The organism is Pandoraea aquatica (assembly GCF_902459565.1).
GTDB lineage: Bacteria > Pseudomonadota > Gammaproteobacteria > Burkholderiales > Burkholderiaceae > Pandoraea > Pandoraea aquatica.
Map to the genome: position 1 here is coordinate 118,038 of NZ_CABPSN010000002.1, position 25,630 is coordinate 143,667.

Here is a 25,630-nt window from a genome sequence, read left to right on the forward strand (position 1 = left end):
GAAAAATTAATTGATAAATATGAACCGCCCGCATCATGTTAATTGGACTGTGTATTCATGATTGGGTGCGGCGGTACGTACCTGGCGGAAATCACCATAATGGATATCTCGATAATTATCGAGGAATCACGTACTCAAGGGGAGGAGTGTCTATTATTAATTGCTGTCTCCAGCTTGCATCTACGAATCGAATATCTTGAAGTGCAGCAACCCAATAATAGAAAAAATCACCATGTTTCATTTTTTCTAATCTTCTTAGGAAGAACAAAAATGCATAAATACAAGCAGATCGCGGAAATCGTGGCGAATATTCCAAGAAGAACGGACTCATCGTTAATGTGAAATATCTTTCTGAAAATAATAACGAATGTCGAGCCCCAGAAAGCACTTGAGCATAAAAATCCGCCAACAATTAAACAAATTTTCCGAGCTAATTTTTCAATGTTATTGGTGTTCATTGTTTTTGGTCGCGAATGTCGTCTATGACTTTTGAGCTTTTCGAGCCAACGCCAAATGTAAATATTCCCTGGCTAACGTAAGAGGGAAGCGGTTTCTTGGTAATTGGATTCACTAGAGGGTTATTCCACTTGGTGGTTTTGACGCCGAAAATTGATTTCTTTCGATCTATTCCTTTGGTGAAGCCAATGTTATATGGCAATCGAACCCAAAGACCAAAGACGTTGGAGCCAAGCGCACCAATATCATATGTAGTGTCTCCCCAACCTTCGGGCATATTAGTGACCAGCAGTTCGCGCACGGGGTTATATCCATCCGCGCCCTTGCCAGTGGTAAGCTGATAAAGACCAGTCAGACCTTCCACCGCTTCGCTCCCTCCAAAGACCGCTGCCGATCCTCCTATCGCACAGCCTACGAGGCTCGTGCAGGCAACGAAGCCACCTGCCACTGCCGCGCCGCCAGCGATTGCTTTTGCACCGTTCTTGGCGATGGGGACGCCTATCCCTTTGGTCGCGTCCAATAGGCTTTCGCCCAGTTTGTAGATGAAACGCCCCTCGGCTTGCTGCGATTTGATCCACGCCAACTCTGGCTCTAGGCCAATCAGTGCCGCCTGGCTTACATAACTTGCGTTATAAGCATCGCTGCCCTCAGGAAACTCCGCCCAGCATTGGACGTTGTAGCATGCAGCTTTGGTCAGCCGGTCAAGTGCCGCTTTATCGCCGTTCGCCTTGGCGGCAATTGCCCTCTTCTCATCCGGATGCAACTGCCGATTAAACCGATCCGTGTTGAACCCAGTGAACGCGCCTGAACTACCACCGGCCATGGCACCGACCGCCGTACCTAGGCCTGTTGCGACGATCTGACCGAGAGCTTCGTCCATGTCGGCGTTTCCGGTGGGGCGCTTCTTGCGGATGTCGTCGCTCACGCCGTCGAGTACTCGACCGAGTTTTGACGTCAGGCCTGCGCCTAACGCGCCACCTAAGGCGTTTCCGCCGCCTAGCCCTGCGACAAGTGCTCCACCTGCCGCATGCATCGTTGCGCGATAGTCGCCGCCTTCAGACCATTGTTTCGCTTCTTCCAAGTACTGCGCTTTCAGCGCGGGATCATTGGTTTCCTTGGCAAGTTTTTCCGCCTCGTCCTTCTTCTTGTTCGCGTACGTTCCGATATCGCGTGCGACAGCCTCCCCCGCTGCCGTCGCTGCCTGCATCAAACGTGATTGATCGCTGAGAAGACTCTGCAAATCTGGCGTCCGCGTGACCGTCCCGTTAAGGTCTTCAGTATCTCTGTTGAGATTCGCCAGATCCTGCGTCTGGTTCGCGGTGTCGGTGATGACGATCGTTCCTTCGCTTACGCCGGTGCGAGTTGTCGCGCGTTCGCTGCCGCTTTCCATTTGCGGCAACATCGGAGTGGGCGTTTAGTTATCGTCATTTTTTTCTTCGTAACTCTTTCTAGCCTTCTTGTAGCCACTTCCAAAGGGGCGAATTTTCAAAAATCGCGCGCGACTACATAACCCTCCAATAGCCATAATCGCGAACCCGAGTAATGCAAAAAAAACACTGAAATACGAAGGAGGGCCAAATTTGAACGCCAAATATGAAATCCCTATTCCTGCCACAATCAGAGCTGTGCACATCCAGTCAGTTAGATTTCCGTCTTCAATTATTTTCATTTTTAATTATTTAATCTTCTTTGATGTTGCTGATGTTCTTCCAGGAGGAATTCAAAATATCCCGAAGCGAATTGGAATAGTCGCTTCCATTAAATGAATTGGCGGTCTCGTTAATTACGGGGCTAATCATAGGAAACCTTGTCGATAATCGATCCACTATTATTGAGCTACCGCTGCTTACCCAATATTGACCAATATTTGGCCTCGCAAGCTGGGCCACAACGTCAGCCGTTGCTGCAGTGACGGTCGCAACGAAAGATGCAGCGGCAAGCCCGGGAGCGTAGGGTGACGGAATCGAAGCGCCAGCCGTTGTGATCGCGCCAAACCGACTTGCTGCTGTCGATATGCCTCCCGCAAAATCGGCCACCGTTTCTCTCGCGTCGACCTCAACCGGAGTCGGCACGTAAGTGAAGTTGATGGGGACTTGCCCCGGAATTGCGGATTCGTAGGTCGACATGATGTGCCCCTGCAGTTCCCTATCCACCTTCGGCATCGATTGGACGATCAATGGATTTCCTTGAGCGTTTTCCATGTGGGTATCGATCCATCGTGCTCCAGGATCGGAAGGGGTGCGTCCGTTCAATTCCTCTGCGACGCCAGGTGGCACAAACGAGCCGTCAGAGTGTTCAATGCCCATAAGCCGCAACTGATCCTCAACTTGCTCCTTGCTGTATTTGCCGTTACTTCGGTTCGCAATGTGTTCAGCAAGCGTTCTATCCGGATCGCCCAACTGCCGATTAAACCGATCCGTATTGAATCCGGTGAACGCCCCGGAACTGCCACCGGCCATGGCACCGACCGCAGTACCCAATCCCGTTGCGACGATCTGGCCGAGGGCTTCGTCCATGTCGGCGTTTCCGGTGGGGCGCTTCTTGCGGATGTCGTCGCTCACGCCGTCGAGTACGCGACCGAGTTTTGACGTCAGGCCAGCGCCCAATGCACCACCTAGCGCGTTTCCGCCGCCTAGGCCTGCGACAAGCGCTCCGCCTGCCGCATGCATCGTTGCGCGAAAATCACCGCCTTCAGACCATTGTTTCGCTTCTTCCAAGTACTGTGCTTTCAGCGCGGGATCATCGGTCTTGTCAGCAAGCTTCTTCGCCTCGTCCGCTTTCTTATTCGCGTAACCGGCGACTTGATCGCCAGCGTGAAGCCGGAGCGCTTCATCTCGTGCGTCTCGTCCTGATGCTGACGATTGACGGACGATTCGACTGTCACGTTCTTGCCAATACCCGTGACGTCACCGTTGGCGATGATGTCGCTTCGCTGGTGCGTGATTTCGACGTCTTCGATGAAGCTTTGGCCGAAGCGTCGCGACAGGCGGATTTGCGCGCCGGTGATATGGCGCTGACTGCGGGACAGCACGCGATGAAGTTTGATGTCGACCGTTTGCGCGTTTCCGCTCGCGACGAACGTCTGATTCACGCCCGCGATCTGTTGGTAGTAGGTGCTGGCGTACGCGGCAAGCGTCGCTGTTGTATAGCCCCACGGTATCGAATAGCTGCCGTTCCAACCCCGTGAGCCGAAGGTTTGATCGCGCAGCAGCAGGTCGTGCGTGACGCCGACATTGAACAGGTCGTTCAGACCGAGCGGATTGAACACACCAGCGGAGAGGCTGCCCTGAAGCTTTCCTGTCGCACGTGTGCCGGCATTGTCGACGGAGGTGATCAACGTCCACGCTCGGGTGCGGTTGACGTCGAGCACGACGTCGCTTTGTCCGGGCGTGTCGGATGCCGAGGGGACGATTTGCATCGAGACGTCCTGATTCGGCACACGCTTCATTTGCTCCAGACCTTGCTCCAGATCTCGCAGGTCCAGCACGTCGCCGCTTCGTACAGGAAATGCGTTCTTCCAGGTGCCGCGCAGTGTGGGATCGTCGAAGCGGATCTGGCCGATAACGCCGGGGATTAGCGTGATGCGCAACGCGCCGCTGGAGAGGTCTTGTTCCGGCAGAAGCACACGCGTGGTGATGTAGCCGCGACGCAATATCTCGCGTTGCAGCCCTTTGACGACCGTCTCCAGTCCTTGCTTTCCCACGCACTTGCCTGCGTAGTGACTCGTCCATTCGTGCGCGAACGCGAATGTGTCCGACGCGGTCGCAGCAGCGCCGTCACCCTGCGCCGGTTCGGAGAGCCCCTGCGGTGTGTCTATGGCGAAGGTATCGATGTGGAAGCACGGCGTTTCGTTCGGCAGCGTCGGCCATCCTGATGCGTCTTCACGCATCGACCGTACGTGCGGGGCGTTGATGTTCGCCTCACGCTCGCGCGCATCTTGCTGTTGCTGACGCTGCTGGTCCTGCTCAGCGCGCAGGCGGGCCGCGGCGGCCCTGTCGGCGTGTGAAGGTGGCGCTAGTGCAGCTTGGGAGGGTTGAACTTGCTGAGCCTGTGTCCCCGAGACGTACAGCGAACACGCCAGTAAAAGCGTTCTTGTTTTCGTTGTTGCCATTGCAGAAGTTGAATGAGCGACGACGCGCTACGCGCAGAAACAGCCGGAAAATCTACGGCGTTTGTGCTATTTCAACTTCTTGATATGGCTCAACGCTTCGGAGTCCAGACACATTGGACGCCGCAAAGTCTTGAGACGAAAAAAAGCCGCCCTCTAGGGGCGGCAACACGCTGAAATCAAACAGGGGGAGGGGGGAACTACTTTTCAGCGCGCGGGTATGACTGGGTGAGTGTGCGATTACAGCGCCGGCTCGGGTTCGCGGTTCTCGGCCTCGCGCATGATGCGGATCGCCTCGGCGGAGATCATCGCATCGGCGTTGAGCGGCGGGATGTCGCCGAACAACGGGCGATACACAAAATCGCCCACGTCGATGGTCTCGTTCGTCAACGCACAGACACCCGGATGGTGTGCCTTGCGGATGCGCCAGATCTGCGCGCCGTAGTTGCCGCCCGTGGCGTCGTTCCACGATACGGTGATCGTCAGCTCGCTGGAAATCTCCAGCACGCGCACGATGGGCGCGCGTCGCGTGTACGGAATCACCGGTCGGCAGACGACCGGCTCGGCGTCGAGCATCGCGACAGTGTGTTGCCACACGCCTTGATCACGCGATGCACGTGACGAGCGCGACGCACGTGACGTCGGTGCAGACACCGACGAAGAAGAGGACGCTGCGGTCCCAGAGGTGCGGCTGCTGCCGCTTCGGTTCGGGCAATTGGTTCGATCGCTTCGCATGTTCAGGCCAGCCGGATGCGCGGCCCGCGAAGGCCGCCGAGTTTTTCCGCGCCCAGCAACACCGTCGCGCGGGCGAACCCGTGCAGCGCGTGCTGATGACGCCGGTACAACATGGCGTGGCTCCACTGCGCAAAGCGTCCGCGCACGATGCCACCTTTGAAAAAGCCGAATCGCCCGAGGGCGCCGAACGCGTTGTAGCCAGACAGCGACATCAGCGCGCCAGGATCGCGATAAGCGAACGGCGGAATTGCGCGGCCCTCAAGCCACGCGCCCAGATGACGGCCGAGATGCGCCGCCTGTTGCGTTGCCACCTGTGCCGTCGGCGGCAATGCACACTCGTCCTGCCCCACGCCCGACGGCATGAACGACGCGCAATCGCCCAGCGCGAAAATGCGTTCGTCCTGCGCCGTCTGCAACGTGGCGCGCACTACGACCTGATTCGCTGCGTTGGTCGTCAGTCCGCCGATGCCGCGCAGGCAATCCGGCGCTTTCACGCCCGCCGCCCACACCAGCAAATCGCCGGGAATGAGCTGGCCGTCGTCGCGATAAAAGCCGTCACGGTCGGCGCACACGACGCGCGTATCCGTCAGCACACGAAAGCCGAGTTGTTCGAGTTGATCTTGTGTCGACGCTGAGACGTCGGGCGGAAACGCGCCGAGCACACGCGGTCCGCGCTCGATCAACGTGAGCTTCAGCCGCTCGCAAATCTGCGGATCGCCGTAACCGGCCGCCATCGCGAACGTGCGGCTGAGTTCCGCCGCCAGCGCAACACCCGTGGTGCCACCACCGGCGATCACAATGCGCAATGCGTCGTCATTTACGGCACTGCGCAGCGCTTCGCAATGCAATGCCGCGTTGAATTCGGCGGCCTGCGGCTGGCTGTCGATGAAGTGACAAACGTCACGCACACCGGGTAGCGAGGCGTCGTCGGCTTGCGAGCCGAGGGCTAGCACCAGCGCGTCGTAAGGCACACGACGCTCGCCGAGCAAGCGCTTGCCGTCGTGCCCTTCCATTTCCTCCAGCACAATCTCCCGGCGCTCGCGGTCCAGGCCGCTCATGCGTCCCGCCTGATACGTGAAGCCGTTGCTGCACGCATGCGAGAGGTACGCCACCTGGCTGTGCGCGACGTCGCACGTGCCTGCCGCAACGGTGTGCAGCATGGGCTTCCAGAGATGGGTGGGATGACTGTCGACGAGTGTCACGCGCGCAGCACCGGCACGGCCGAGCGTTCTGCCCAGACGAGTTGCCAGCATCAAGCCGGCGATACCGCCACCGACAATCACGATTCGGTTTGCGCGAGACATTTGGGGGGGGAAATGTCCAATTCAACAAGTGATGAATAAGCGCATAATAGCGAGCGTGTACCCGGCATGTCAAATAGGAAGTGTCTGGGGAGGCAGGTACGTTCGGGTCGGGTAGACTTGGCGTATTGCCGTCGCGAAATCCGACCCACCCATCGCTCAATGACTCCTGATAAAGCTCTCTCGCAAGCCGAACCGCCCCGCAAACGCACGCGTGGGCGTCCTACGTGCGACTGCACGCACGGTGCCGACGCGTTGCTTCTGAACGCCCGTCGCATCTTCGCGCAGCGAGGGTTCTATGCGAGCAGCGTGCGGCAGATCGCTGAAGCGTCCGGGGTCGATGCTGCGTTGATTTCGCACCATTTCGGCTCGAAAGAGGCGCTTTGGGTCGCGGTCGTCGATCAGATTGCGGCACTCACGCATGCAATGGTCGAAGAGACGCATGCCCTGCGCGACACACCGGGCGACGCCTCCGAGCGCATCGAAAAGGCCGTACGCGTGTTTGTGGAAGCCGTCTTCGATAACCCGGACGTCGGCATGTTCTTTTCGACGGCGGCGACCGAAGAAGGCGAGCGGCTCGATATCATCACGCAGCGGCTCGTGCGCCCGTATCGCGACGCGATGGTGCCGCTCGTTGCCGATTGGCTCAAAGCGCAGAACCGCCCGGTGTCCGACGCCGACGTGATGTTCTTCATGCTGACGTCCGCCATCAGCAAGACCGTTTCCTACCGTCACATGATGGGCCCGTTCCTGCCGCCTGAAGGCATGGCCGATCTCAAACGCACAGTGCTCGACTGTGCGATGGCATTGATCCGGCAGTGATGCTTTGCTGAGCAGACGGACGTCCCAATGCGGGAAGTCCGCAAGCGTCGTATAAGATAGCGGCACCCGGGCCGACTCCCGGCCCGCCTTTTTCTTTACGGTGCCCCCCTATGTCGAACGAAATCAAGCGTCTGCACACCAACGCTCGCATGAGCCAGATCGTGATCGCCAACGGCGTCGTGTATCTGGCCGGTCAGGTTCCCGACACGGCGAACGTGTCCGTCACGCAGCAAACCACCGAAATTCTCACGCGCATCGATTCGCTGCTCGCCGAAGCCGGTGTGAACAAGTCGCGTCTGCTGACCGCCAACATCTGGCTGTCGGACGCCAAGCACTTCGCCGAATTCAACGCCGTGTGGGACGCCTGGGTGCCTGAAGGCCACGCCCCGACGCGTGCCTGCGTACAGTCGCCGCTCATGCGCGCGGGTCTGGAAGTCGAAATCGCCGTGACTGCACTGGCGTAATCCCGCCGTTCGTCACCTGTCCGTGCGCGCGCAGCGCACGGGCGTCGGGCTCAATCGCGCGTGGTGTGATGCGCCTGAGCCCGCTCCCCCTCCTTCTCTGATGGTCTGACGGCTCGTCGGACACCCGCTCATGACGTACGACGCCCTAGTGCTCGGTGCCGGTATCGTTGGCGTTTCCGTGGCAGTGCATTTGCAGCGACGCGGCATGTCGGTCGCGCTCATCGACCGCAAGTCGCCCGGCAACGAAACCTCGTTCGGCAACGCCGGGCTGATTCAACGCGAAGGCGTCTATCCATACGCGTTTCCGCGCGATCTCGGCACGCTGCTGCGCTACGCACGCAATCGCTCCACGGACGTGCGCTATCACGCGTCCGCCATGGGGACGGTCGGGCCTTTCCTTGCGCGCTACTGGTATCACTCGGAACCCGCACGTCATGCCGCCATTGCGCGCGACTACAGCACGCTGATTGCGCACTGCGTGACGGAGCATCGCGACCTGATCGCGGCGTCACGCGCCGGGGCGTTGTTGCGTGAAGGTGGTTGGGTGAAAGTGTTTCGCACGACGTCCGCGATGGACGCGGCACAACGTGACGCCGAGCTCTGGCGCAACGAATACGATGTGCCGTTCGAGCGTCTCGATGCCGCGCAATTGCGTGCGGACGAGCCATCGCTCACGCATTCGCTGGTGGGTGGGCTGCGCTACACGGCGTCCGATTCGGTGAGCGATCCCGGCGCACTGGTCGCCGCCTACGCGCGCTACTTCGAATCGCTCGGCGGACGCATTTTCACCGGCGACGCGACCACATTGCAGCCGCACTGGTCGGCGCAGACCGAAGTCGGTCGCATCGAAGGCCGTCGCGCGGTCGTGGCGCTCGGACCATGGGCTGACACCGTGACCCGCGCGCTCGGCTACCGCTTCCCGCTCGCCGTCAAACGCGGCTACCACATGCACTACCGCGCGCAGCCGGACGCGAAGCTGAATCAACCGGTGCTCGATGCGGAGTACGGCTTTCTCATCACGCCGATGACGGGCGGTATTCGTCTGACGACGGGCGTTGAACTCGGCCTGCGCGACACGCCACCCACGCCGGTGCAATTGGCGGCTGTCGAACCGCTGGCGCGCGAGACGTTCCCGCTCGGCGAGCGCGTCGATCCGGTGCCGTGGCTCGGACGCCGTCCCTGCACACCGGACATGAAGCCGATCATCGGCCCCGCGCCGGGGCATCGCAACCTGTGGTTCGCGTTCGGTCACGCGCATCACGGCCTCACGCTCGGGCCGGTGACGGGACGCCTCGTCGCCGAGATGATGACGGGCGACACGCCGGTGGTCGATCCCGCGCCGTTCAGGGCCGAACGTTTCTGATCACTGCGGCATCTCTTCCGGGGAGTCGACGCCGGGCGATGGTGTCGACTCGTTCGATGCGCTACCGCCGATCACGCTGATCTCGAACAACGGCTTGCCCGCGAGCGAACGCACCGCCGGGTCTTCCGGATACGTCTTGAGCAACGGCAGGATCACCGACCCGCCAATCACATTGCGACGACTGTTATCCGCGGGCGATAACCCCCACACGTTCTGATACGTCATCGGCACGCTCACGCCATCGCGCTCCGCATTGCCCAGATACAACATGATGTGACCGTTGATGTGGATCAGCGTCATGAGCGGTCGACCGCGCTCGGCGAGCGTGCGCAGCCGTGTGTCGATGTCGGCGTCGCGCAGATCGGTGCGCCGACCGGCACGCAACTGATCGGACGAATGGCGCGGCAACCACACGCCGAACGGCGCGAACAGACTGCGCGTCTCGGCCGAGCAATCGTTATAGAAGAGCGTGTTGCCCCAGCCGTACGGACGTCCGATCTGCTGCTTCATCACTTGTGCCATGTGGCGCGGGGTCAGCGTCCACGGCATCCGCACGAAGCTCGATGCGTCGAGCGCTGCCATGTGGACTTGCGCGTGTCGCTGTGCGTCGGCGATGGGGAACATCGCCATCTGACGACCGTCGCGCGACTGCACGAGCGGCAGCACGGTGCCGATGGGGGCGAACGTCCGGTAGATGGGAGTGGTGGTGCCCGGGGCCGTGTCGCTCAACGTCGCATCGTGACGCACGATGGCCCCGAGACTACGTTGCGCAGCATCGCGCCAGGTGGCGACGAAGCGCGCGTCGACAGACGCGACCGTGCGCGCATCGATCCAGCCGATCAGGTCGGGCGAATACACGAGCAACCACGCACCGTCCTGACTGCGCGCGAGCGTGTAGACCGGCGTGCCGGGGCGCAGCGCGGAGTCCTGCAAGGCGTCGAACGGATAGCCCTCGCCCGCTTCGCGGAAATCGTAAAACGCGGGATCGTTCGTCGGCAGCAGGCGTACGAGCGCGTTGTCGACGGTGATGCCACGTCGGCGTGGGTCGTATGGCCAACTGGCGTGATCGGCGTCGAGTTGTGCGAGCGCCATGTTGGACTCGATGGCGCGAATCCACGCCTGTGTGTGCGGCTGGAAGTTCTCGCCGTAGGTCTTGCGAATGCCGGAGCGGCTGTTGTCGAAACGGCTGACGCGCCGTGCCTGCGAATCGGCGAGCTGCGCTGCGCCGCCTGCATTCAGGAGCGATGTGGCGAGCCACGTGCCGTTCCATGGCGACGGATCGCGCGGTGCCGTGCCGAAGTAGCGTGCGCGGAACGCGTCGAAACGTTGCGTTTGTTCCTGCGCGGAAAGCAGCGGTTGGTCGTAACCGGGGGCGTCAGGTCGGATCCAGTGATCGACGTCCTGATCGTAATGCTCGATAGGGAAGCGACTGATGTTGTCGCGGGTGGCGGGCGGCGCTGATGTCGTGTGCCCTGCGGTGGGCGGCGATTCGGGATTGGGAGCGGTGGCGCATGCCGCGAGCACGATGAGCGGCAGAACGGCGGCCAGCCGGGTGAAGCGACGTAGCGCATGCGGGGTCGAACCGACACAGCGCTGGCTGTCTGAAGTGGCGGCAGTGCGGGACGAAAGCGCGCGCTGCAATGCGCCGCGCGCCGCGAGAATTGCGTCCATGTCGTGCGAAGGAGAGCCCGGATGTCGCCATGCTACTCCATCGCCGCATGGCAACTCCCGGGTCGTCTTCGCGTTGGGGAAACGGCTTGTGCGACGCCGCGTCCCCAACGTGCCGGCGGCTTACCAGCGCGCCGTCACACTGCCGATGACCGTGCGGCCGGTGCCGTAGTAGCACTGCACGGTGGTGTTGCAGCCTGCGACGTAGGTGCGGTCGAACAGGTTGGTCGCGTTCAGTTGCAGACGCCAGCGCCAGCCGATGTCGGCGTGCAGCGAGGCGTCGACGAGCGTCACGCTGGGCACCGAGAACGAGTTCACCGAATCGCCCGCCGTCTGGCCGAGATAACGGATGCCAGCCCCTGCACCGATCTTGGCATCGCCCACGTTGCCGAAGTTGTAGTCAGCCCACAGCGACGCCATGTTGCGCGGCACGCCATACGGACGCTTGCCCAGATCGGTGTTGTTACTGCGCGTGACTTCCACGTCCTGATACGTGTAGCTCGCCACCATATTGAGCTTCGACGTGAGGCTCATGCGGGCTTCGAGTTCCACGCCGCGCGAGCGCACTTCGCCCGTCTGAATCGTGTTGCGCGTGTTCGTCGGATCGGCGGTGGAGACGTTTTGCTGCGTCAGGTTGAACAGCGATGCGGTGAAGATGGCATCGGTGTTCAGCGGCTGGTACTTCACACCGATTTCGTACTGCTGCCCCGTCGTCGGTTGAAGCGGCGCGCCCGCGAGGTTGGTCGAGAGCGTGGGCAGGAACGACGTCGAATAGCTGAAGTACGGCGACAGGCCGATGGCCGATTCGTACAGCAGGCCCGCGCGCCACGTGAACTTGTTCGGCGTTTGCTTCACCGACGTGTTGTTGATGTTGTTGTCGGTCGTCGACCACGTGAAGTCTTCGCGACCGCCGAGCGTCAGGTACCAGCGATCCCAGCGCATCTGGTCTTGCAGGTACAGGCCGAGCTGCGTTTGCGTCTGGTCGGTGCTGGTCGTCGGGTTGGCGGGCAGCACGCCCTTCACGCCATAAACCGGTGCGTAGAGATCGAGCGACGGTGCGGAACCCGTCCACACGCGGTTCAGGAAACGCTGCGTCTGAAAGTCCACGCCGCCGACCACTTTATGCCCGACGGGGCCGGTCTTGATGTCGTACTGCACGTTGTTGTCGAGCTGCCAGCCGTTCAGGATCGGCTCAGCCTGATAAGCGGTGCGTTGCAGCGTGCGCTGATCGGCCAGCAGCGCGGTGCCGTAGATCGACTTGTAGTCGAGATCCATGTGCGTGAAGCGCGCCGTCGAGCGGAATTGCAGCGCGTCGTTCACGCGATGCTCGAAGCGGTAACCGGTGGCGACCTGCGTCTTGCGATAGCGGTCGAACGACGGATCGCCGGTGAGCAGATCGCGGTCGATGCGTCCCCAGCGGGAGTCCTTCACCATGCCCAGCGCCGGGCCGTAGCTGACCGACGAACCCATGTTGTCCTGCATGTAGTTGAAGAACCACGTGAGGCTCGTCTGTGCGTTCGGACGCCACGTGATCGACGGCTGAATCATCAGGCGGTCGTCGCTCACGTTGTCGGTCTGCGCATTCGACATCCGGCCCAGGCCCGTGATGCGATAGAGCAGCGTGCCGTCCTCGTTGGCCGGGCCGGTCATGTCCACGCGCAGTTGACGACGGTCGAACGTGCCGTAGTCGAGGCCGATCTCGCGATACGGTTCCGCGCTCGGTACCTTGCTCACCAGATTGACGAGGCCGCCGAGGTTGCCTGCGCCATAGAGGATCGAGCTGGGGCCGCGCAGCACCTCCACGCGTTCCAGCGTGTACGGATCGACGCGAACGGCGGCGTAACTGCCGGGGCGGTTCGCGATCTGCGGCACGCGCAGGCCGTCCCAGTAGACGTCGGCGTTGAAGCCGCGAATGTAGAACCAGTCGGCGCGGGTGTCGCTGCCGTAGGGATCGGCGTTCACGCCGGCGGCGTACTTCAGTGCGTCCGTCACCGTCTGCACAGCTTGATCGTTCATCTGATCGCGCGGAATCACGCTGATCGATTGCGACGTCTGCATGATCGACGTGTCGGACTTGGTCGCCGTATCGCTGCGCGTGGCCACGTAGCCGACCACCGGGCCGCGTGCGACGTCCCGCTCGGCGCGGGCGGTGACGTCGGTTTGTGGCAGGGCGACTGCCGCGCCCGTGACGGTGCCTGCCGATGCGTTCGGGCCGGGGGCGACGATGTAGCCGCCGTTCGGCTGGCCCGTCGCTTGCAGACCGGTGCCTTCGATCAGGATCGCGAGGGCGAGCGATGGCGTGTACGTGCCGGAGACACCCGCTGTGCGCTTGTCGGCGATCTGGGCGGCGTCGTACGAGATCATCAGACCCGTCTGCTGCGCGAAGGCGACCAGCCCCTGTTGCAGCGAACCGGCGGGGATGTGCAGCGACTGCGCGGCGCGTGCGGCGGTGGTCGCTTGTGCCGGGGTCTGTGCGTGAGCGTCTGACGACGTGAGGGCGGTCAGTGCCGACAGCGCGGTCAGGGTGAAGAGCGCCCCGGCGGCGAAGGTGACGGCGCGGTGTGCGTGATGAGCGGGCGTGCGGGCACGTGCGGCACGCGAGAGCGTGTGGCTGACGTGAGAAGACATGACGGCGGTTTCCTTTCCTGGGAGCATCGAAACATCGAATTGGGCTTTCCTGTCTATGCCCCGCGAGATTCGAAAACCCCTCAGTCCGACGTCAAAAAATTTTTCGGCGCGTTGTTAACCGATTGATGACGCGCCGTTTCAGGTGTGTGTGCGGTCGCCGCCAATGACGCGGCGAGTGGTGGCGCTTCCGTTGCCGCCCGGTTGAACGCGCACGAACCAGCGGGTGTAGCGCTGGACGTCGACGGGCAAGGCGCGCGAGAGCATGTCGAGTACGCGATCGGTGTCGTCGACCGGGTAGATGCCCGACATCGGGAGGTTGGCGATCTCCGGCGCGCAGCCGAGATGTCCGCGTCGATAGCGACCCAGTTCGGCAAGGAACGCACCGAGCGGCATGGCGTGCACGACGAGCATGCCTTGTGTCCACGCGGCGGCGGCATTGGCGACACCGACATCGTCGAAGCGCGAGCGCAGGGCGGTGGCGTCGAAGGTCGCGCCCTGTCCTGCTGTGAGAATCACGGCGGCATCGGTCGCATTGGCCGGGACGACGCGCACGGCACCTTCCTGCACGGCGACGGCAGCACTTTCGTCGTGCTGACGCACGGCGAAACGCGTGCCGAGCGCCTGAAGACTGCCCTGCGCGGTGTCGACGAAGAACGGGCGATGCCCGTGATCGGCGTCCGCACCGGTGGTGATGGCGATTTCCCCGCGCACGAGCCGTAGACGGCGAACGTCCTGCGAGAAGTGCATGTCGACGGCGGAATCGGTGTTGAGCGCGAGGACGGTGCCGTCGGCAAGTTGCACCGTGCGGCGCTCGCCGACGCCGGTGCTCAGATCGGCGCGCCAGGCGCGCACGGTGTTCGAGTCGCTGGCGGACCAGACAGCGCCTGTCACACCCGCGACGGCGATGAGGCCGAGCACGCGGCGTCGGCCCTGATTCGCGTTGGCCCGCACTAGTGTGTTGTGCGCGACCAGCGGGGGAATCGTCCGAAGATGTGCGCCGAAATCGACCAGACGTTGCCATGCGAGCGCGTGTCGCGGGTCGGCGTCGTGCCAGCGTTGCCAGGCGGCGTGCGTGTCGTTCGTGTCGGCATTCGCGTCGTCATGAGGGGCAGCTTGCAGACGGACGAACCATTCGGTGGCCGCGAGCGTGACCGCTTCCGGCAGCGGCGCGGGGGCTGCGAGGCTGGCGGCGCTTTGGCCGGCGGGCATCGGGCGGCTCATGCGGCGTCTCCGAAACAGCAGGCGTGCAGGGCTTTGACGATATGGCGTTGCACGGTGGCGATGGAGATGCCGACCGTCTCCGCGATATCGCGCTGCGCGAGGCCGTCGAGTTGCGACATGAGGAAGACGCGGCGCACGACAGGCGGCAGGCCGTCGAGGCGACGGTCGATGTCGATGAGTGTCTGGAGCAGGATGGCGCGGGTCTCGGGATCGGGGGCGACGGCTTCGGGCTGTGCGGCGAGCGTGTCGAGATAAGCGGCTTCGATCTTGCGATGGCGATGCAGATTGGCGACCAGCCCTTGCGCGACGACGGTGAGAAAGGCGCGGGGTTCGCGCGGGCAGACGGGCGTGTCCTTGCTGAGCAGACGCACGAAGGTGTCGTGCGCGAGGTCGGCGGCGTCGCCGTGATTGCCGAGTTTGCGATGCAGCCAGTTGCGCAGCCAGCCGTGATGATCGTGATAGAGCGCGGCCACGCCGGACGCATCCGCGCGTGCGTGATCTTTGCGTCCCCCGTTGTCGTCACGCATCATGATGTTGGCTTGGTCGCCCGAGCTGGCAACCGTCGCTGATCTAGCAGCTTTTGAGGTTAATGATAATCATTCGCATCATATCATGACCTATCGTGCGGTGACGGATGGTGGGGGGATTAGGCGATGCAATGCTAAGGAATCGGAATTTCCTTCATCGATTCCGCTGATCGGTGTCGTGGGCAAGCTTGCGTGCGCATGATTTTTCGCTGCCTGTCCCGATAGGGACACGGTCCAATTGCTCATGGCCGCGTCGATCAACGGCATCGATTTCGATGGCTATACATGCAAACTTTTTTAGGACGGGTGTCATCGGATGGGACTGGAATTGGGACTCTCTGGGCATGGTTTCCATTGATGTGAGGTGGTGCGATGAGCTTGGTCTGGATTAAGACCACCGCGAATGGGGGATTGGATTGATGCTGTACAAATATACAGTACAATCGCAGCGTGCCGGCGACGTCTGGATGCTGCCAGCGGCTGTCGTATCGGCCTGATACAGTAGTTCCCCCGAGGCGCGTACGCGCTCTGTCGTTTTGGTTCTGATACGGCTCTGATACCCAGTGGACAAGTCCTCCTCGAAACCCGACCCGTCGGCCAGCCACGCCATTCGTATTCGTGGCGCCCGCCAGCACAACCTCAAGAATCTCGACGTCGATCTCCAGACCGGTGAGATGACCGTCGTGACCGGTCCGTCCGGTTCCGGCAAGTCCAGTCTGGTCTTCGACACGCTGTTCGCCGAAGGCCAGCGCCGTTATGTCGAGACGTTCAGCGCTTACGCCCGCCAGTTCCTCGACCGCATGGATCGTCCGCAGGTGGACCATGTGGAAGGCGTGCCGCCCGCCATTGCCATCGATCAGACCAACCCCGTGCGCAGCTCGCGCTCGACGGTCGGCACGATGACCGAACTCAACGATCACCTCAAACTTCTCTTCGCCCGCGCGGCGGCGCTGTTCGATCGCGAAACCGCCCAGCCGGTGCGCCACGACACGCCCGAGACGATCTACGCCGACCTTATGGCGCGTACCGCCCAGAGCGATCCGCGTCTGGTCGTCACTTTCCCGGTCGAACTGCCCGGCAGCGTCACCCCCGACGAAGTGGAGCAATGGCTCTCGGCGTCCGGCTATACGCGTGTGCAGGCCGAACGCGAAGTCACGACCACTGAGGGCACGCGTAAAGTACTCGACGTCGTCGCCGACCGATTCCGCCTTCAGAACACCGAGAAGGCGCGTGCGATGGAAGCCATCGAGTCGTCGCTCAAGCGCGGCCGGGCCCGGGTGAATGTCTATGTGCTGGCCGAAGAAGGCGAGCCGGACATCTGGCGCTATTCGCAGGACCTGCATTGCCCCGACAGCGATCTGCATTACGCCGATCCGCAACCCGCGCTCTTCTCGTTCAACTCCGCCTACGGTGCGTGCGAAGCGTGTCGCGGTTTCGGTCGCGTGATCGGCGTCGACCTCGGTCTGGTCATTCCCGACGAACGTAAGACGTTGCGTGGCGGTGCGGTCAAGACCATCCAGACGCCCGCGTGGAAAGAGATTCAGGAAGACCTGCTGGAGTACGCGGGCAAGGCCGGTATCCCGCGCGATACGCCGTGGTCGAAGCTCTCGCCCGAACATCGCGAATGGGTCATCGAAGGCGACCCCGACTGGCAAGGCGAGTGGAACAAACAGTGGTACGGCATTCGCCGCTTCTTCGGCTATCTGGAGTCGAAGGCGTACAAGATGCACATCCGTGTGCTGCTCTCGAAGTACCGCAGCTACACCACGTGCGACACGTGCGGCGGCGCGCGTCTGAAGACCGAAGGCCTGTTGTGGCGACTCGGCTCGAAAGAGAACGCCGACGCCGTGCTGCCGCCCGCCCAGCGTTTCATGCCGCGTGGCGTGTCGTGGTCACGCGAGCAACTCGAAGCGCTGCCCGGTCTGACGATGCACGATCTGATGCTCATGCCGATCACGCGCGTGCGTCAATTCTTCGATTCGCTGACGTTGCCGTCGAGCCTGCTCGATGACGCGCTGAAGTTGCTGCAAGAGGAAGTCGGCACGCGCCTGAAGTATCTGTGCGACGTTGGCATCGGCTATCTCACGCTCGACCGTCAGAGCCGCACGCTCTCCGGTGGTGAAGTGCAACGTATCAATCTGACGACGGCGCTCGGCACGTCGCTCGTCAACACGCTGTTCGTGCTCGACGAGCCGAGTATCGGTTTGCATCCGCGCGACATGGATCGCATCGTCGCCGCGATGCATCGCTTGCGCGACGCGGGTAACACGCTGGTCGTCGTGGAACACGATCCGGCTGTGATGCTGGCCGCCGACCGTGTCATCGACATGGGACCGGGACCAGGTGAGCGTGGCGGGCAGATTGTGTTCGACGGCACGCCGGAAGAAGTGCGTCAGGCCGACACGCTCACCGGCAGCTATCTCGGCGGCCGCAAGCATGTGGCGAACGCGTCGAACTGGCGCGCGCGTCCGGTGGACGAGGCGACGCCGCGCCTGACGCTGACCGGTGCCCGCGAGCACAACCTCAAGCACGTCGACGTCGACATTCCGCTGGGACGCCTTGTGTGTGTGACCGGCGTCTCCGGCTCCGGTAAGTCGACGCTGGTGCAGGACATCCTCAGCCCGGCGCTGGCGCGTCACTTCGGCGATCCGACCGAAGCCCCGGGCGCACACGACGAACTGATCGGTGCCGAGCAACTCTCGGGCGTCGTGTTCGTCGACCAGTCGCCTATCGGCAAGACGGCGCGCTCGAATCCGGCAAGTTACGTCGGCGCATTCGACGAGATCCGCAAGCTGTTCGCGGCCGAGCCGGTGGCGCTGCAACGTGGTTACACCGCCAGCACGTTCAGCTTCAACTCCGGCAATGGCCGTTGCCCGACGTGCGGCGGTTCAGGCTTCGAGCACGTGGAAATGCAGTTCCTGAGCGACGTCTATCTGCGTTGCCCGGATTGCGACGGCAAGCGTTACCGCGCCGAAGTGCTGGACGTGAAGATCCAGCGCGCGATCCCCGGCGAAGCGATGCGCGAGTTGAGCGTGTCGGATGTGCTGGAACTGACCGTCAACGAAGCCGTGAAGCTGTTCTCGTCGGATCGCGACGTGCTGCGTGTGTTGCAGCCGATTGTGGACGTCGGTCTCGAATACGTGAAGCTCGGCCAGCCGGTGCCAACGCTCTCGGGTGGCGAAGCGCAACGTCTGAAGCTCGCAGGCTTCCTTGCAGAAGCGGCACAGAAAAAGACGGCGAGCGGGCAGAAGGTCGCGCATCGCGGTCGTCTCTTTATCTTCGACGAACCGACGACCGGGCTGCACTTCGACGACATCGCAAAGCTCATGCGTGCGTTCGGCAAGTTGCTCGACGGCGGCAATTCGCTGCTCGTCATCGAACACAATCTTGACGTGGTGCGTGCGGCCGACTGGATCATCGACCTCGGTCCGGAAGGCGGCGAAGGCGGTGGCGAAGTGTTGTGTGCGGGGACGCTTGCGCATGTCGTGGCGTGCGAAGGATCGCACACCGGACGCGCGCTGGCCGAGTACGAACGCACGGTGGTCGCGCCCGCACAGGCCGTGGCTTCCGGTAAAGCATCGAGCGATGTGGGGATGCCGCTGCAAACGGCATTGCGTGCCGCACGCGCACATCGTAAGCCTGCGGGCGGCGACGACATTCGCATCATCAATGCGCGCGAGCACAACCTGAAGTCGCTCGACGTCGCGATTCCGCGCGGCAAGTTCAGCGTCATCACCGGTGTATCGGGCTCGGGCAAATCGACGCTCGCGTTCGACATCCTGTTCAACGAAGGACAGCGCCGTTACCTCGAATCGCTCAACGCGTATGCGCGGTCCATCGTGCAGCCTGCGGGGCGTCCGGAAGTCGATGCCGTGTACGGCATTCCGCCGACGGTGGCCATCGAGCAACGTTTGTCGCGCGGTGGACGCAAGAGTACCGTCGCGACGACTACGGAAGTCTGGCACTTCTTGCGTCTGCTGTATGTGAAGCTCGGCATTCAGCATTGCATTCACGACGGCGCGCCGGTGACGGCGCAAAGCCCCGACTCCATCGTCGCGCAACTCATGCGCGACCGTCGCGGCCAGCACGTGGGGCTGCTCGCACCGCTCGTCGTGGGACGTAAGGGGATTTACACCGATCTGGCGAAATGGGCCAAGGCGCGCGGCCATTCGCATCTGCGCGTCGACGGCGTTTTCCTGCCGGTCGATCCGTGGCCGAAACTCGACCGCTTCCGCGAACACACTATCGAGTTGCCGGTGGGCGATGTCGTGGTGACGCCGGAGAACGAAGGCTTGCTGCGCACGTTGCTGGCGGCGGCGCTGGAGCTGGGTAAGGGCGTGATGCATCTGCTCGCGCCGCTCGACGGGCTGGGCGACACGATGACCGACGAGCAACCGGGCGAAGGCGTGGGCGAGATCGAGGTGTTCTCGGTCAAGCGCGCGTGTCCGGTGTGCGGCACGAGCTATCCGGATCTCGATCCTCGCATGTTCTCGTTCAACAGCAAGCACGGTTGGTGTACGACGTGCGTCGGCACGGGCCTTGCGCTCACGCGTGAACAGCGTGAAGCGTTCGACGATACCGTCCTCAATCAGGACAATCGCGGCCGTGAACACTCGCTGCCGTCGCAGGATCAGGAGCCGGAAGATGTGGGCGATCAGCCGTGTCCGGATTGCCACGGCGCGCGCCTGAACGGTGTGGCGCGTGCGGTGACGTTCGACGAGCACGCCATCTCCGACGTCGCGCAATGGACCGTGACGGACGTGCGCCAGTGGATTCAGGGCCTCGAACTGCAAGGTCGCGACGCGAGCATCGCGCGTGATCTGATCAGCGAGATTCAGGGGCGTCTGGAGTTTCTGGAAGAGGTGGGCCTCGGCTACCTCACGCTCGACCGCGCTGCACCGACGCTCTCGGGCGGCGAGTCGCAACGTATTCGTCTCGCGGCGCAACTCGGCAGCAATTTGCAGGGTGTGTGCTACGTGCTGGACGAGCCGACCATCGGCTTGCATCCGCGCGACAACGGCATCCTGCTCGGCGCGCTGCGCAAGCTGGGCGATCAGGGCAACACGCTGGTCGTGGTCGAGCACGACGAAGATACGATTCGTCGTGCGGACCACATCATCGATATCGGTCCGGGCGCGGGCAAGCGTGGCGGCATGCTCGTCGCACAGGGCAATGTCGACGATCTCGCCTCGCATCCCGATTCGCTGACCGGCAAGTTCCTCGCCCATCCGTTGCAGCATCCGATTCAACCGCGCCGCGAAGTCGTTGCACCGGCGAAGGGTGGGAAGGGGGCACAGGGCGTTGAACCGGTACCGCCGAACTGGCTGACGGTGCACGGCGCGACGCTTCACAACCTGAAGAACGTGACGGCCTCGCTGCCGCTGGCGCGACTCACGGCAATCACCGGCGTATCCGGCTCCGGCAAGTCGACGCTCGCGCGCGATGTGCTGATGACGAACCTGCTCGATGCCGTGGGGCGTTCGGTGTTGTCGTCGCCAGCGGAGCGTCGTGCGCGCAAGGGCACGGTGCGTCATGCCGTGAAGGCGGACGGCAAGCCGCGCGCGAAGTCGGAAGCGCCCGCAGAGCCGCGACGTCCGGTGGTGCATGCGTGGCACGGGTGTGAGTCCGTCACGGGCTGGGAGACGATCGACCGCGTGCTCGAAGTCGACCAGACGCCCATCGGCAAGACCCCGCGTTCATGCCCGGCCACCTACATCGGGTTCTGGGACACCATCCGACGTCTGTTTGCCGACACGCTCGAAGCCCGCGCGCGCGGCTACTCGGCGTCGCGCTTCTCGTTCAACACGGGCGAGGGTCGGTGCCCGGCCTGTGAAGGGCAAGGCGTGCGGACCATCGGCATGAGCTTCCTTGCGGACGTGAAGGTGCTGTGCGACGTCTGTCACGGACAGCGCTTCAACGCCGAGACGCTGGCGGTGACGTGGCGTGGCAAGAGCATCGGTGACGTGCTGACGATGGAAGTCGATGAAGCCGTCGAGTTCTTCGCGTCGATGCCGAGCATTGCGCATCCGCTGCAACTGATGAAGGACGTCGGGCTGGGCTACCTCACGCTGGGGCAGCCGTCGCCGACGTTGTCGGGCGGCGAGGCGCAGCGGATCAAGCTGGTGACGGAGCTGACCAAGGTGCGCGACGACATTACGCGTCGCGGACAGAAGTCGCCGCACACGCTGTACGTGCTCGACGAGCCGACGGTCGGGTTGCACATGGCGGACGTGGCACGTCTGATCAACGTGCTGCACCGGCTGGTGAACGGCGGGCATACGGTCGTCGTCATCGAGCACAACCTCGATGTGATTGCCGAAGCCGACTGGATCGTCGACATGGGGCCGGAAGGCGGCAAGGATGGCGGCACCGTGGTGGCGGCAACGTCGCCCGACGAGTTGGCGAAGGTGAAGGCCAGCCACACCGGCATCGCCCTCAAACCGGTGCTCGCCCAGACGGCCGGGACCGGTGCCACGGCCGTGGTACCCGAGGAAGCGACCGCCAAGTAGGCCGACAAGCGGTTGAGGCTAAGCCCCCTCAGGGCTTTGCCAGCAAATCAAACGGGACGCCTGTATCAGGCGTCCCGTTTTCATTTGCGGCTTTCAATGAGACACATCGTATACGATTTTGTGTATCACTAAATTTGGCCATATACCTTGATTTCAAAGGAGGCATGCACTTACTTCCAGCGAGATCAACGGTTCGATGGGCTCGGCCATAAGTTCCCTATTATTTCTAAATTGGAAATTAGAAATAGACAATTATCGACTTTATTGCGATAGGTGCGACTAATACACTTCAACTGTCGACGATGAATTGAACATCGCCTCTTTCAAACAGACAGGAGAAATACCATGAAGCGCACTCTTATTACCTCGGCCCTCGTTTCCGCAATGCTGGCTGTCTCGGCCGGTTCGGCTTTCGCCAGCGACGCTTTCGACGGTCCCTCGGAATTCTCGTGGGTTCCGCAAACCAGCGTGCTGACCCGTGCTCAAGTTCGTGAAGAACTGGTGCAAGCGCAAAAGGCTGGTCTCGTGGTCCAACACGACACCGTGTATCCGAAGGCAGCCCCGAGCGCACAACCGGCAACGGCTAGCGCCCCGGTCACGATGGGTTCGGTTGGCGGTCTGCAACGCGCCGGTACGACCTACTTCGGTAACTAATCGCACTTGCGAATCGCTGTACTTGCCGTAACCCCGTGAGCCAGCGCTAACGCAGCGCGACGCGACTCCGGGAAAGCAGTCTCCGATACCAAATCGGCCGCCTTGTTTGCGGCCGATTTTGTTTTTGGGCGCTCGCTTTCCTCGCATCCTGTTCCACCTCGCAGCACATCGCATGTGGACAAGCCTGTCGATAACCTTGTTGGCAAGCTGTGTCAGCGCTGTGGGTAAGCCTGTGGATACCCATGGGATATGCGGTGGACAGGTGGGGTAAAAGTCGGCAAAACAGCGGGGATAACCGGTGAATATCCCGTGGATATGCGGTGGATATCCTGTGTGTTTAACCGGGATAAGCCGGTGGATTTCCTGTGGAAATCTGCGAAATTTCTGTGATTAAGCTGTGGATGGCCTGTGAATAGATCTTCGTGATCTGATTACAGAGGCCCGCCTGGCGTGCCTCTGCGACAGTCCATTCATCGTCCGTCGGAAAAAGCCGAAAAACTCACTTCCCAAAAGCCGTCGCCAAAAACTCGGTAACGCGTTTTATCGCGTCGTCGCGTGCCTCGGGCTGGGTGCCGGTAATCGGCACAACGTGGGTTTTCGGATTGGTGAACTCAGGGCGCGAGCGGACCGGAAGATTCGGATAATCGAAGTCGTGATACGCGCCCGGATAGATGTGGAACGTCACCGGCGCACCTTGTGCGGTGACGTCTTTCACGAATGCGTCGCAAGGGGCCGCCTTAGTCCAGACGTCCTCCGCACCCGTGAGCAACAACAGCGGAATCTTCGTCGACCAGTTCGCGCCCTGTGCCTTCGCGTTGCACCAGCCAGGATAGAACGCAACCGCGGCCACGAAGTCCGGCGCGGACGTCGCGTCCTGCGCGCGGCCTGGACTTTTCGGGCCGATGGCAAATAGCGTTGTCCCGCCACCATGCGACCAGCCCATCAACGCGATCCGGTCCGGCTGGATGCCCGATGTCGATTGCAGGTAACGCAACGCGCCATAAGCGTCGCGTGGGCGTTCCTCCCAAGGGCGCACCGGGCCGCCTTTCGCACATTCGCTGCCTTGCCCCCGCGAAGTGAAGCTGTCGACCATCAGCACCGCATAACCTTGCGCGTTGAACCGTTGTGCCCATGCGAGTTCGCGGCCGTCGATGGTGCCTTTGCGCGTGAACATGCCGTTGCAACCATGCATGAAGACCACCGCCGGCGTCGGCCCCTGTGCATTGACCGCACGGAACAAGTAGGCGTCGATCATCACCGGCGCGCCGGTGGCGTCCTTGTCCAGTGACGGAATGCTGAGCTTTTCCTGCGCGTTGGCGCTGCCGATCGCGGCAAGCGAGAGCGCAGACATCGCCACGAGGGAGATGACGAGCGACGAGGTGCCGCGTCGTGCGCGAGCGACAAAAGACAGTGACGTAGACGGCATGGGGAGCCTTCGCCTGGACGCGCGGCTGCCGACGTCGGCACCGCTATTGTCTGCACGATAGCGCGTGTTCCCGCTGTTGTGTCGCGCCCCATATTACGAATCGTTGCGCACCATGCGGCCATTCCTCGCTAAGCATCCATCCATCGGAGATAAGCCGGGTCGGCAGTGCAGATTAGAATGCCATCGGATACCTAAGCAACGCATCGATACGTTCCGCGAATGGAACGTCATATCTATCCGGAGACTTTCGACATGGCAGATAGCAACGATAGCAACGACAAACGCGACACCACGTCACAAGCGCCGCAGTGGCGACTCGAAACACTGGCCGTGCACGGCGGCTACCGTCCCGATCCGACCACGCGCGCCGTGGCCGTCCCGATCTATCAGACGGTGGCGTACGCCTTCGACGACACGCAGCACGGTGCGGACCTGTTCGACCTCAAGGTGCCGGGCAACATCTACACGCGCATCATGAACCCGACGCAGGACGTGCTGGAGCAGCGCGTCGCGGCGCTCGAAGGCGGGGTGGCGGCGCTGGCGCTCGCGTCCGGTCAGGCGGCTGTCACCTACGCGATTCAGACGATTGCCGAGGCGGGCGACAACATCGTCGCGGCCAGCACGCTCTATGGCGGCACCTACAACCTGCTGGCGCACACGCTGCCGCTCTCGGGCATCACCACGCGCTTCGCCGATCCGCGCGAGCCGGAATCCTTCGAGCCGCTGATCGACGAGAAGACGAAAGCCATCTTCGCCGAGTCGGTCGGCAATCCGCTGGGCAACATCACCGATATCGCCAAGCTTGCCGAGATCGCGCATCGGCACGGCATTCCGCTCATCATCGACAACACCGTGCCGTCGCCTTACCTGCTGCGCCCGTTCGAGCATGGCGCGGACATCGTCGTGCATTCGCTGACGAAGTACCTCGGCGGTCATGGCACGAGCCTTGGCGGGGCCATCGTCGACTCCGGCAAATTCCCGTGGGCGGAACACAAGACCCGCTTCAAGCGACTCAACGAACCGGACGTGAGCTATCACGGTGTCGTGTACACGGAAGCTTTCGGTCCGGCTGCGTACATCGGTCGTGCGCGCGTGGTGCCGCTGCGCAATACCGGTGCGGCCATCTCGCCGTTCAACGCGTTCCAGATTCTTCAGGGCATCGAGACGCTTGCGCTGCGCCTCGACCGCATCACCGATAACGCGCTGAAGATCGCCCAGTACCTGAAGACGCATCCGAAGGTGGAGTGGGTGAACTACGCGGGCCTGCCGGAGCATCCGGACCACGCGCTGGTGAAGAAGTATCTGTCGGGACGCGGTCCGGGCATCCTCACCTTCGGCGTGAAAGGCGGACATGCCGCCGGTGCCGCGTTCCAGGATGCCCTGCAACTCTTCACCCGTCTGGTCAACATCGGTGACGCCAAGTCGCTCGCCACGCATCCGGCATCGACCACGCACCGCCAGTTGTCGCCGGAAGAACTGCGCAAGGCCGGGGTGAGCGAGGAGACGGTACGTCTGTCCATCGGCATCGAGCATATCGACGACCTGCTCGCCGATCTGGATCAGGCGCTTCGCAAGTAAGCAGGTTGTCGTTTCGACAGGTGCAACGAATATCGTCGCGCCTGTCACTACGAAATACCGCGAATTGTTGCGAGAAGCCGTGAGTTGTCGCGTGGATTCACGGCCGCTCTCGAACCTCATTTACGGCCAATTCTGACGGAGTATGATGCGCGGCAGCCGGTTGGGGGCAG

The 25,630-nt window shown here is 62.2% G+C and carries 15 protein-coding genes and 1 pseudogene; 6 read left to right on the top strand and 10 right to left on the bottom strand.

Annotation, left to right across the window (positions count from 1 at the left end):
- Nucleotides 1–454 precede the first annotated feature (454 nt).
- The 5 genes and pseudogenes from PAQ31011_RS06045 to PAQ31011_RS06070 form a co-directional block, all read right to left on the bottom strand.
- Nucleotides 455–1,846, bottom strand: coding sequence for a hypothetical protein (locus PAQ31011_RS06045; RefSeq protein WP_150575005.1), 1,392 nt, complete (start codon nt 1,844–1,846; stop codon nt 455–457).
- Between the two features lie 289 nt (nt 1,847–2,135).
- Nucleotides 2,136–3,173 carry a hypothetical protein gene (locus PAQ31011_RS06055; protein WP_150575007.1) on the bottom strand — a complete coding sequence of 346 codons (1,038 nt, stop codon included), beginning with the start codon at nt 3,171–3,173 and terminating at the stop codon, nt 2,136–2,138.
- A 212-nt stretch (nt 3,174–3,385) separates the two neighbouring features.
- Nucleotides 3,386–4,567: pseudogene (locus PAQ31011_RS06060) on the bottom strand (ShlB/FhaC/HecB family hemolysin secretion/activation protein); the annotation flags it as partial.
- A gap of 237 nt (nt 4,568–4,804) precedes the next feature.
- On the bottom strand, nt 4,805–5,161 hold the full coding sequence (locus tag PAQ31011_RS06065; protein ID WP_174989984.1) for a DUF3331 domain-containing protein: 357 nt from the start codon (nt 5,159–5,161) through the stop codon (nt 4,805–4,807).
- Between the two features lie 140 nt (nt 5,162–5,301).
- Nucleotides 5,302–6,603: an NAD(P)/FAD-dependent oxidoreductase gene (locus PAQ31011_RS06070; protein WP_150575010.1), complete on the bottom strand. Its 1,302-nt coding sequence runs from the start codon at nt 6,601–6,603 to the stop codon at nt 5,302–5,304.
- Nucleotides 6,604–6,762: 159 nt separating this feature from the next.
- Between PAQ31011_RS06070 and PAQ31011_RS06075 the strand changes: the two genes are divergently transcribed.
- The 3 genes from PAQ31011_RS06075 to PAQ31011_RS06085 all read left to right on the top strand — a co-directional run bounded on the left by PAQ31011_RS06075 (nt 6,763) and on the right by PAQ31011_RS06085 (nt 9,249).
- Nucleotides 6,763–7,422 carry a TetR/AcrR family transcriptional regulator gene (locus PAQ31011_RS06075; protein WP_150575011.1) on the top strand — a complete coding sequence of 220 codons (660 nt, stop codon included), beginning with the start codon at nt 6,763–6,765 and terminating at the stop codon, nt 7,420–7,422.
- A 110-nt stretch (nt 7,423–7,532) separates the two neighbouring features.
- On the top strand, nt 7,533–7,886 hold the full coding sequence (locus PAQ31011_RS06080) for a RidA family protein (RefSeq protein ID WP_039394400.1): 354 nt from the start codon (nt 7,533–7,535) through the stop codon (nt 7,884–7,886).
- Nucleotides 7,887–8,016: 130 nt separating this feature from the next.
- Nucleotides 8,017–9,249, top strand: a complete 1,233-nt coding sequence (locus tag PAQ31011_RS06085; RefSeq protein WP_150575012.1) for an NAD(P)/FAD-dependent oxidoreductase — start codon at nt 8,017–8,019, stop codon at nt 9,247–9,249.
- Here PAQ31011_RS06085 and PAQ31011_RS06090 read toward each other — a convergent pair whose 3' ends face one another.
- The 4 genes from PAQ31011_RS06090 to PAQ31011_RS06105 all read right to left on the bottom strand — a co-directional run bounded on the left by PAQ31011_RS06090 (nt 9,250) and on the right by PAQ31011_RS06105 (nt 15,296).
- Nucleotides 9,250–10,920 carry a C40 family peptidase gene (locus tag PAQ31011_RS06090; RefSeq protein WP_150575013.1) on the bottom strand — a complete coding sequence of 557 codons (1,671 nt, stop codon included), beginning with the start codon at nt 10,918–10,920 and terminating at the stop codon, nt 9,250–9,252.
- Between the two features lie 120 nt (nt 10,921–11,040).
- Nucleotides 11,041–13,545: a TonB-dependent siderophore receptor gene (locus PAQ31011_RS06095; RefSeq protein WP_174989986.1), complete on the bottom strand. Its 2,505-nt coding sequence runs from the start codon at nt 13,543–13,545 to the stop codon at nt 11,041–11,043.
- Nucleotides 13,546–13,683: 138 nt separating this feature from the next.
- Entirely contained in the window at nt 13,684–14,766 is a 1,083-nt protein-coding gene (locus PAQ31011_RS06100; RefSeq protein ID WP_150575015.1) for a FecR domain-containing protein, read from the bottom strand.
- A complete protein-coding gene (locus tag PAQ31011_RS06105; protein WP_246179406.1) occupies nt 14,763–15,296 on the bottom strand; it encodes a sigma-70 family RNA polymerase sigma factor in 534 nt (177 codons plus the stop codon). The genes PAQ31011_RS06100 and PAQ31011_RS06105 overlap by 4 nt, the downstream gene beginning before the upstream one ends.
- Nucleotides 15,297–15,856: 560 nt before the next feature.
- Here PAQ31011_RS06105 and uvrA point away from each other — a divergent pair.
- The gene (gene uvrA / locus PAQ31011_RS06110; protein WP_150575016.1) at nt 15,857–21,802 is read left to right on the top strand and encodes an excinuclease ABC subunit UvrA; all 5,946 of its coding nucleotides are present in this window, start codon (nt 15,857–15,859) and stop codon (nt 21,800–21,802) included.
- 345 nt (nt 21,803–22,147) lie between these two features.
- Nucleotides 22,148–22,456 carry a DUF4148 domain-containing protein gene (locus PAQ31011_RS06115; protein WP_150575017.1) on the top strand — a complete coding sequence of 103 codons (309 nt, stop codon included), beginning with the start codon at nt 22,148–22,150 and terminating at the stop codon, nt 22,454–22,456.
- A gap of 499 nt (nt 22,457–22,955) precedes the next feature.
- Here the strand turns inward: PAQ31011_RS06115 and PAQ31011_RS06120 are convergent, their stop codons facing one another.
- On the bottom strand, nt 22,956–23,882 hold the full coding sequence (locus PAQ31011_RS06120) for a dienelactone hydrolase family protein (protein WP_150575018.1): 927 nt from the start codon (nt 23,880–23,882) through the stop codon (nt 22,956–22,958).
- A 252-nt stretch (nt 23,883–24,134) separates the two neighbouring features.
- On the opposite strand from PAQ31011_RS06120, the gene PAQ31011_RS06125 reads away from it, so the two are divergent.
- Entirely contained in the window at nt 24,135–25,460 is a 1,326-nt protein-coding gene (locus tag PAQ31011_RS06125) for an O-acetylhomoserine aminocarboxypropyltransferase/cysteine synthase family protein (RefSeq protein WP_150575019.1), read from the top strand.
- Nucleotides 25,461–25,630: the final 170 nt, after the last annotated feature.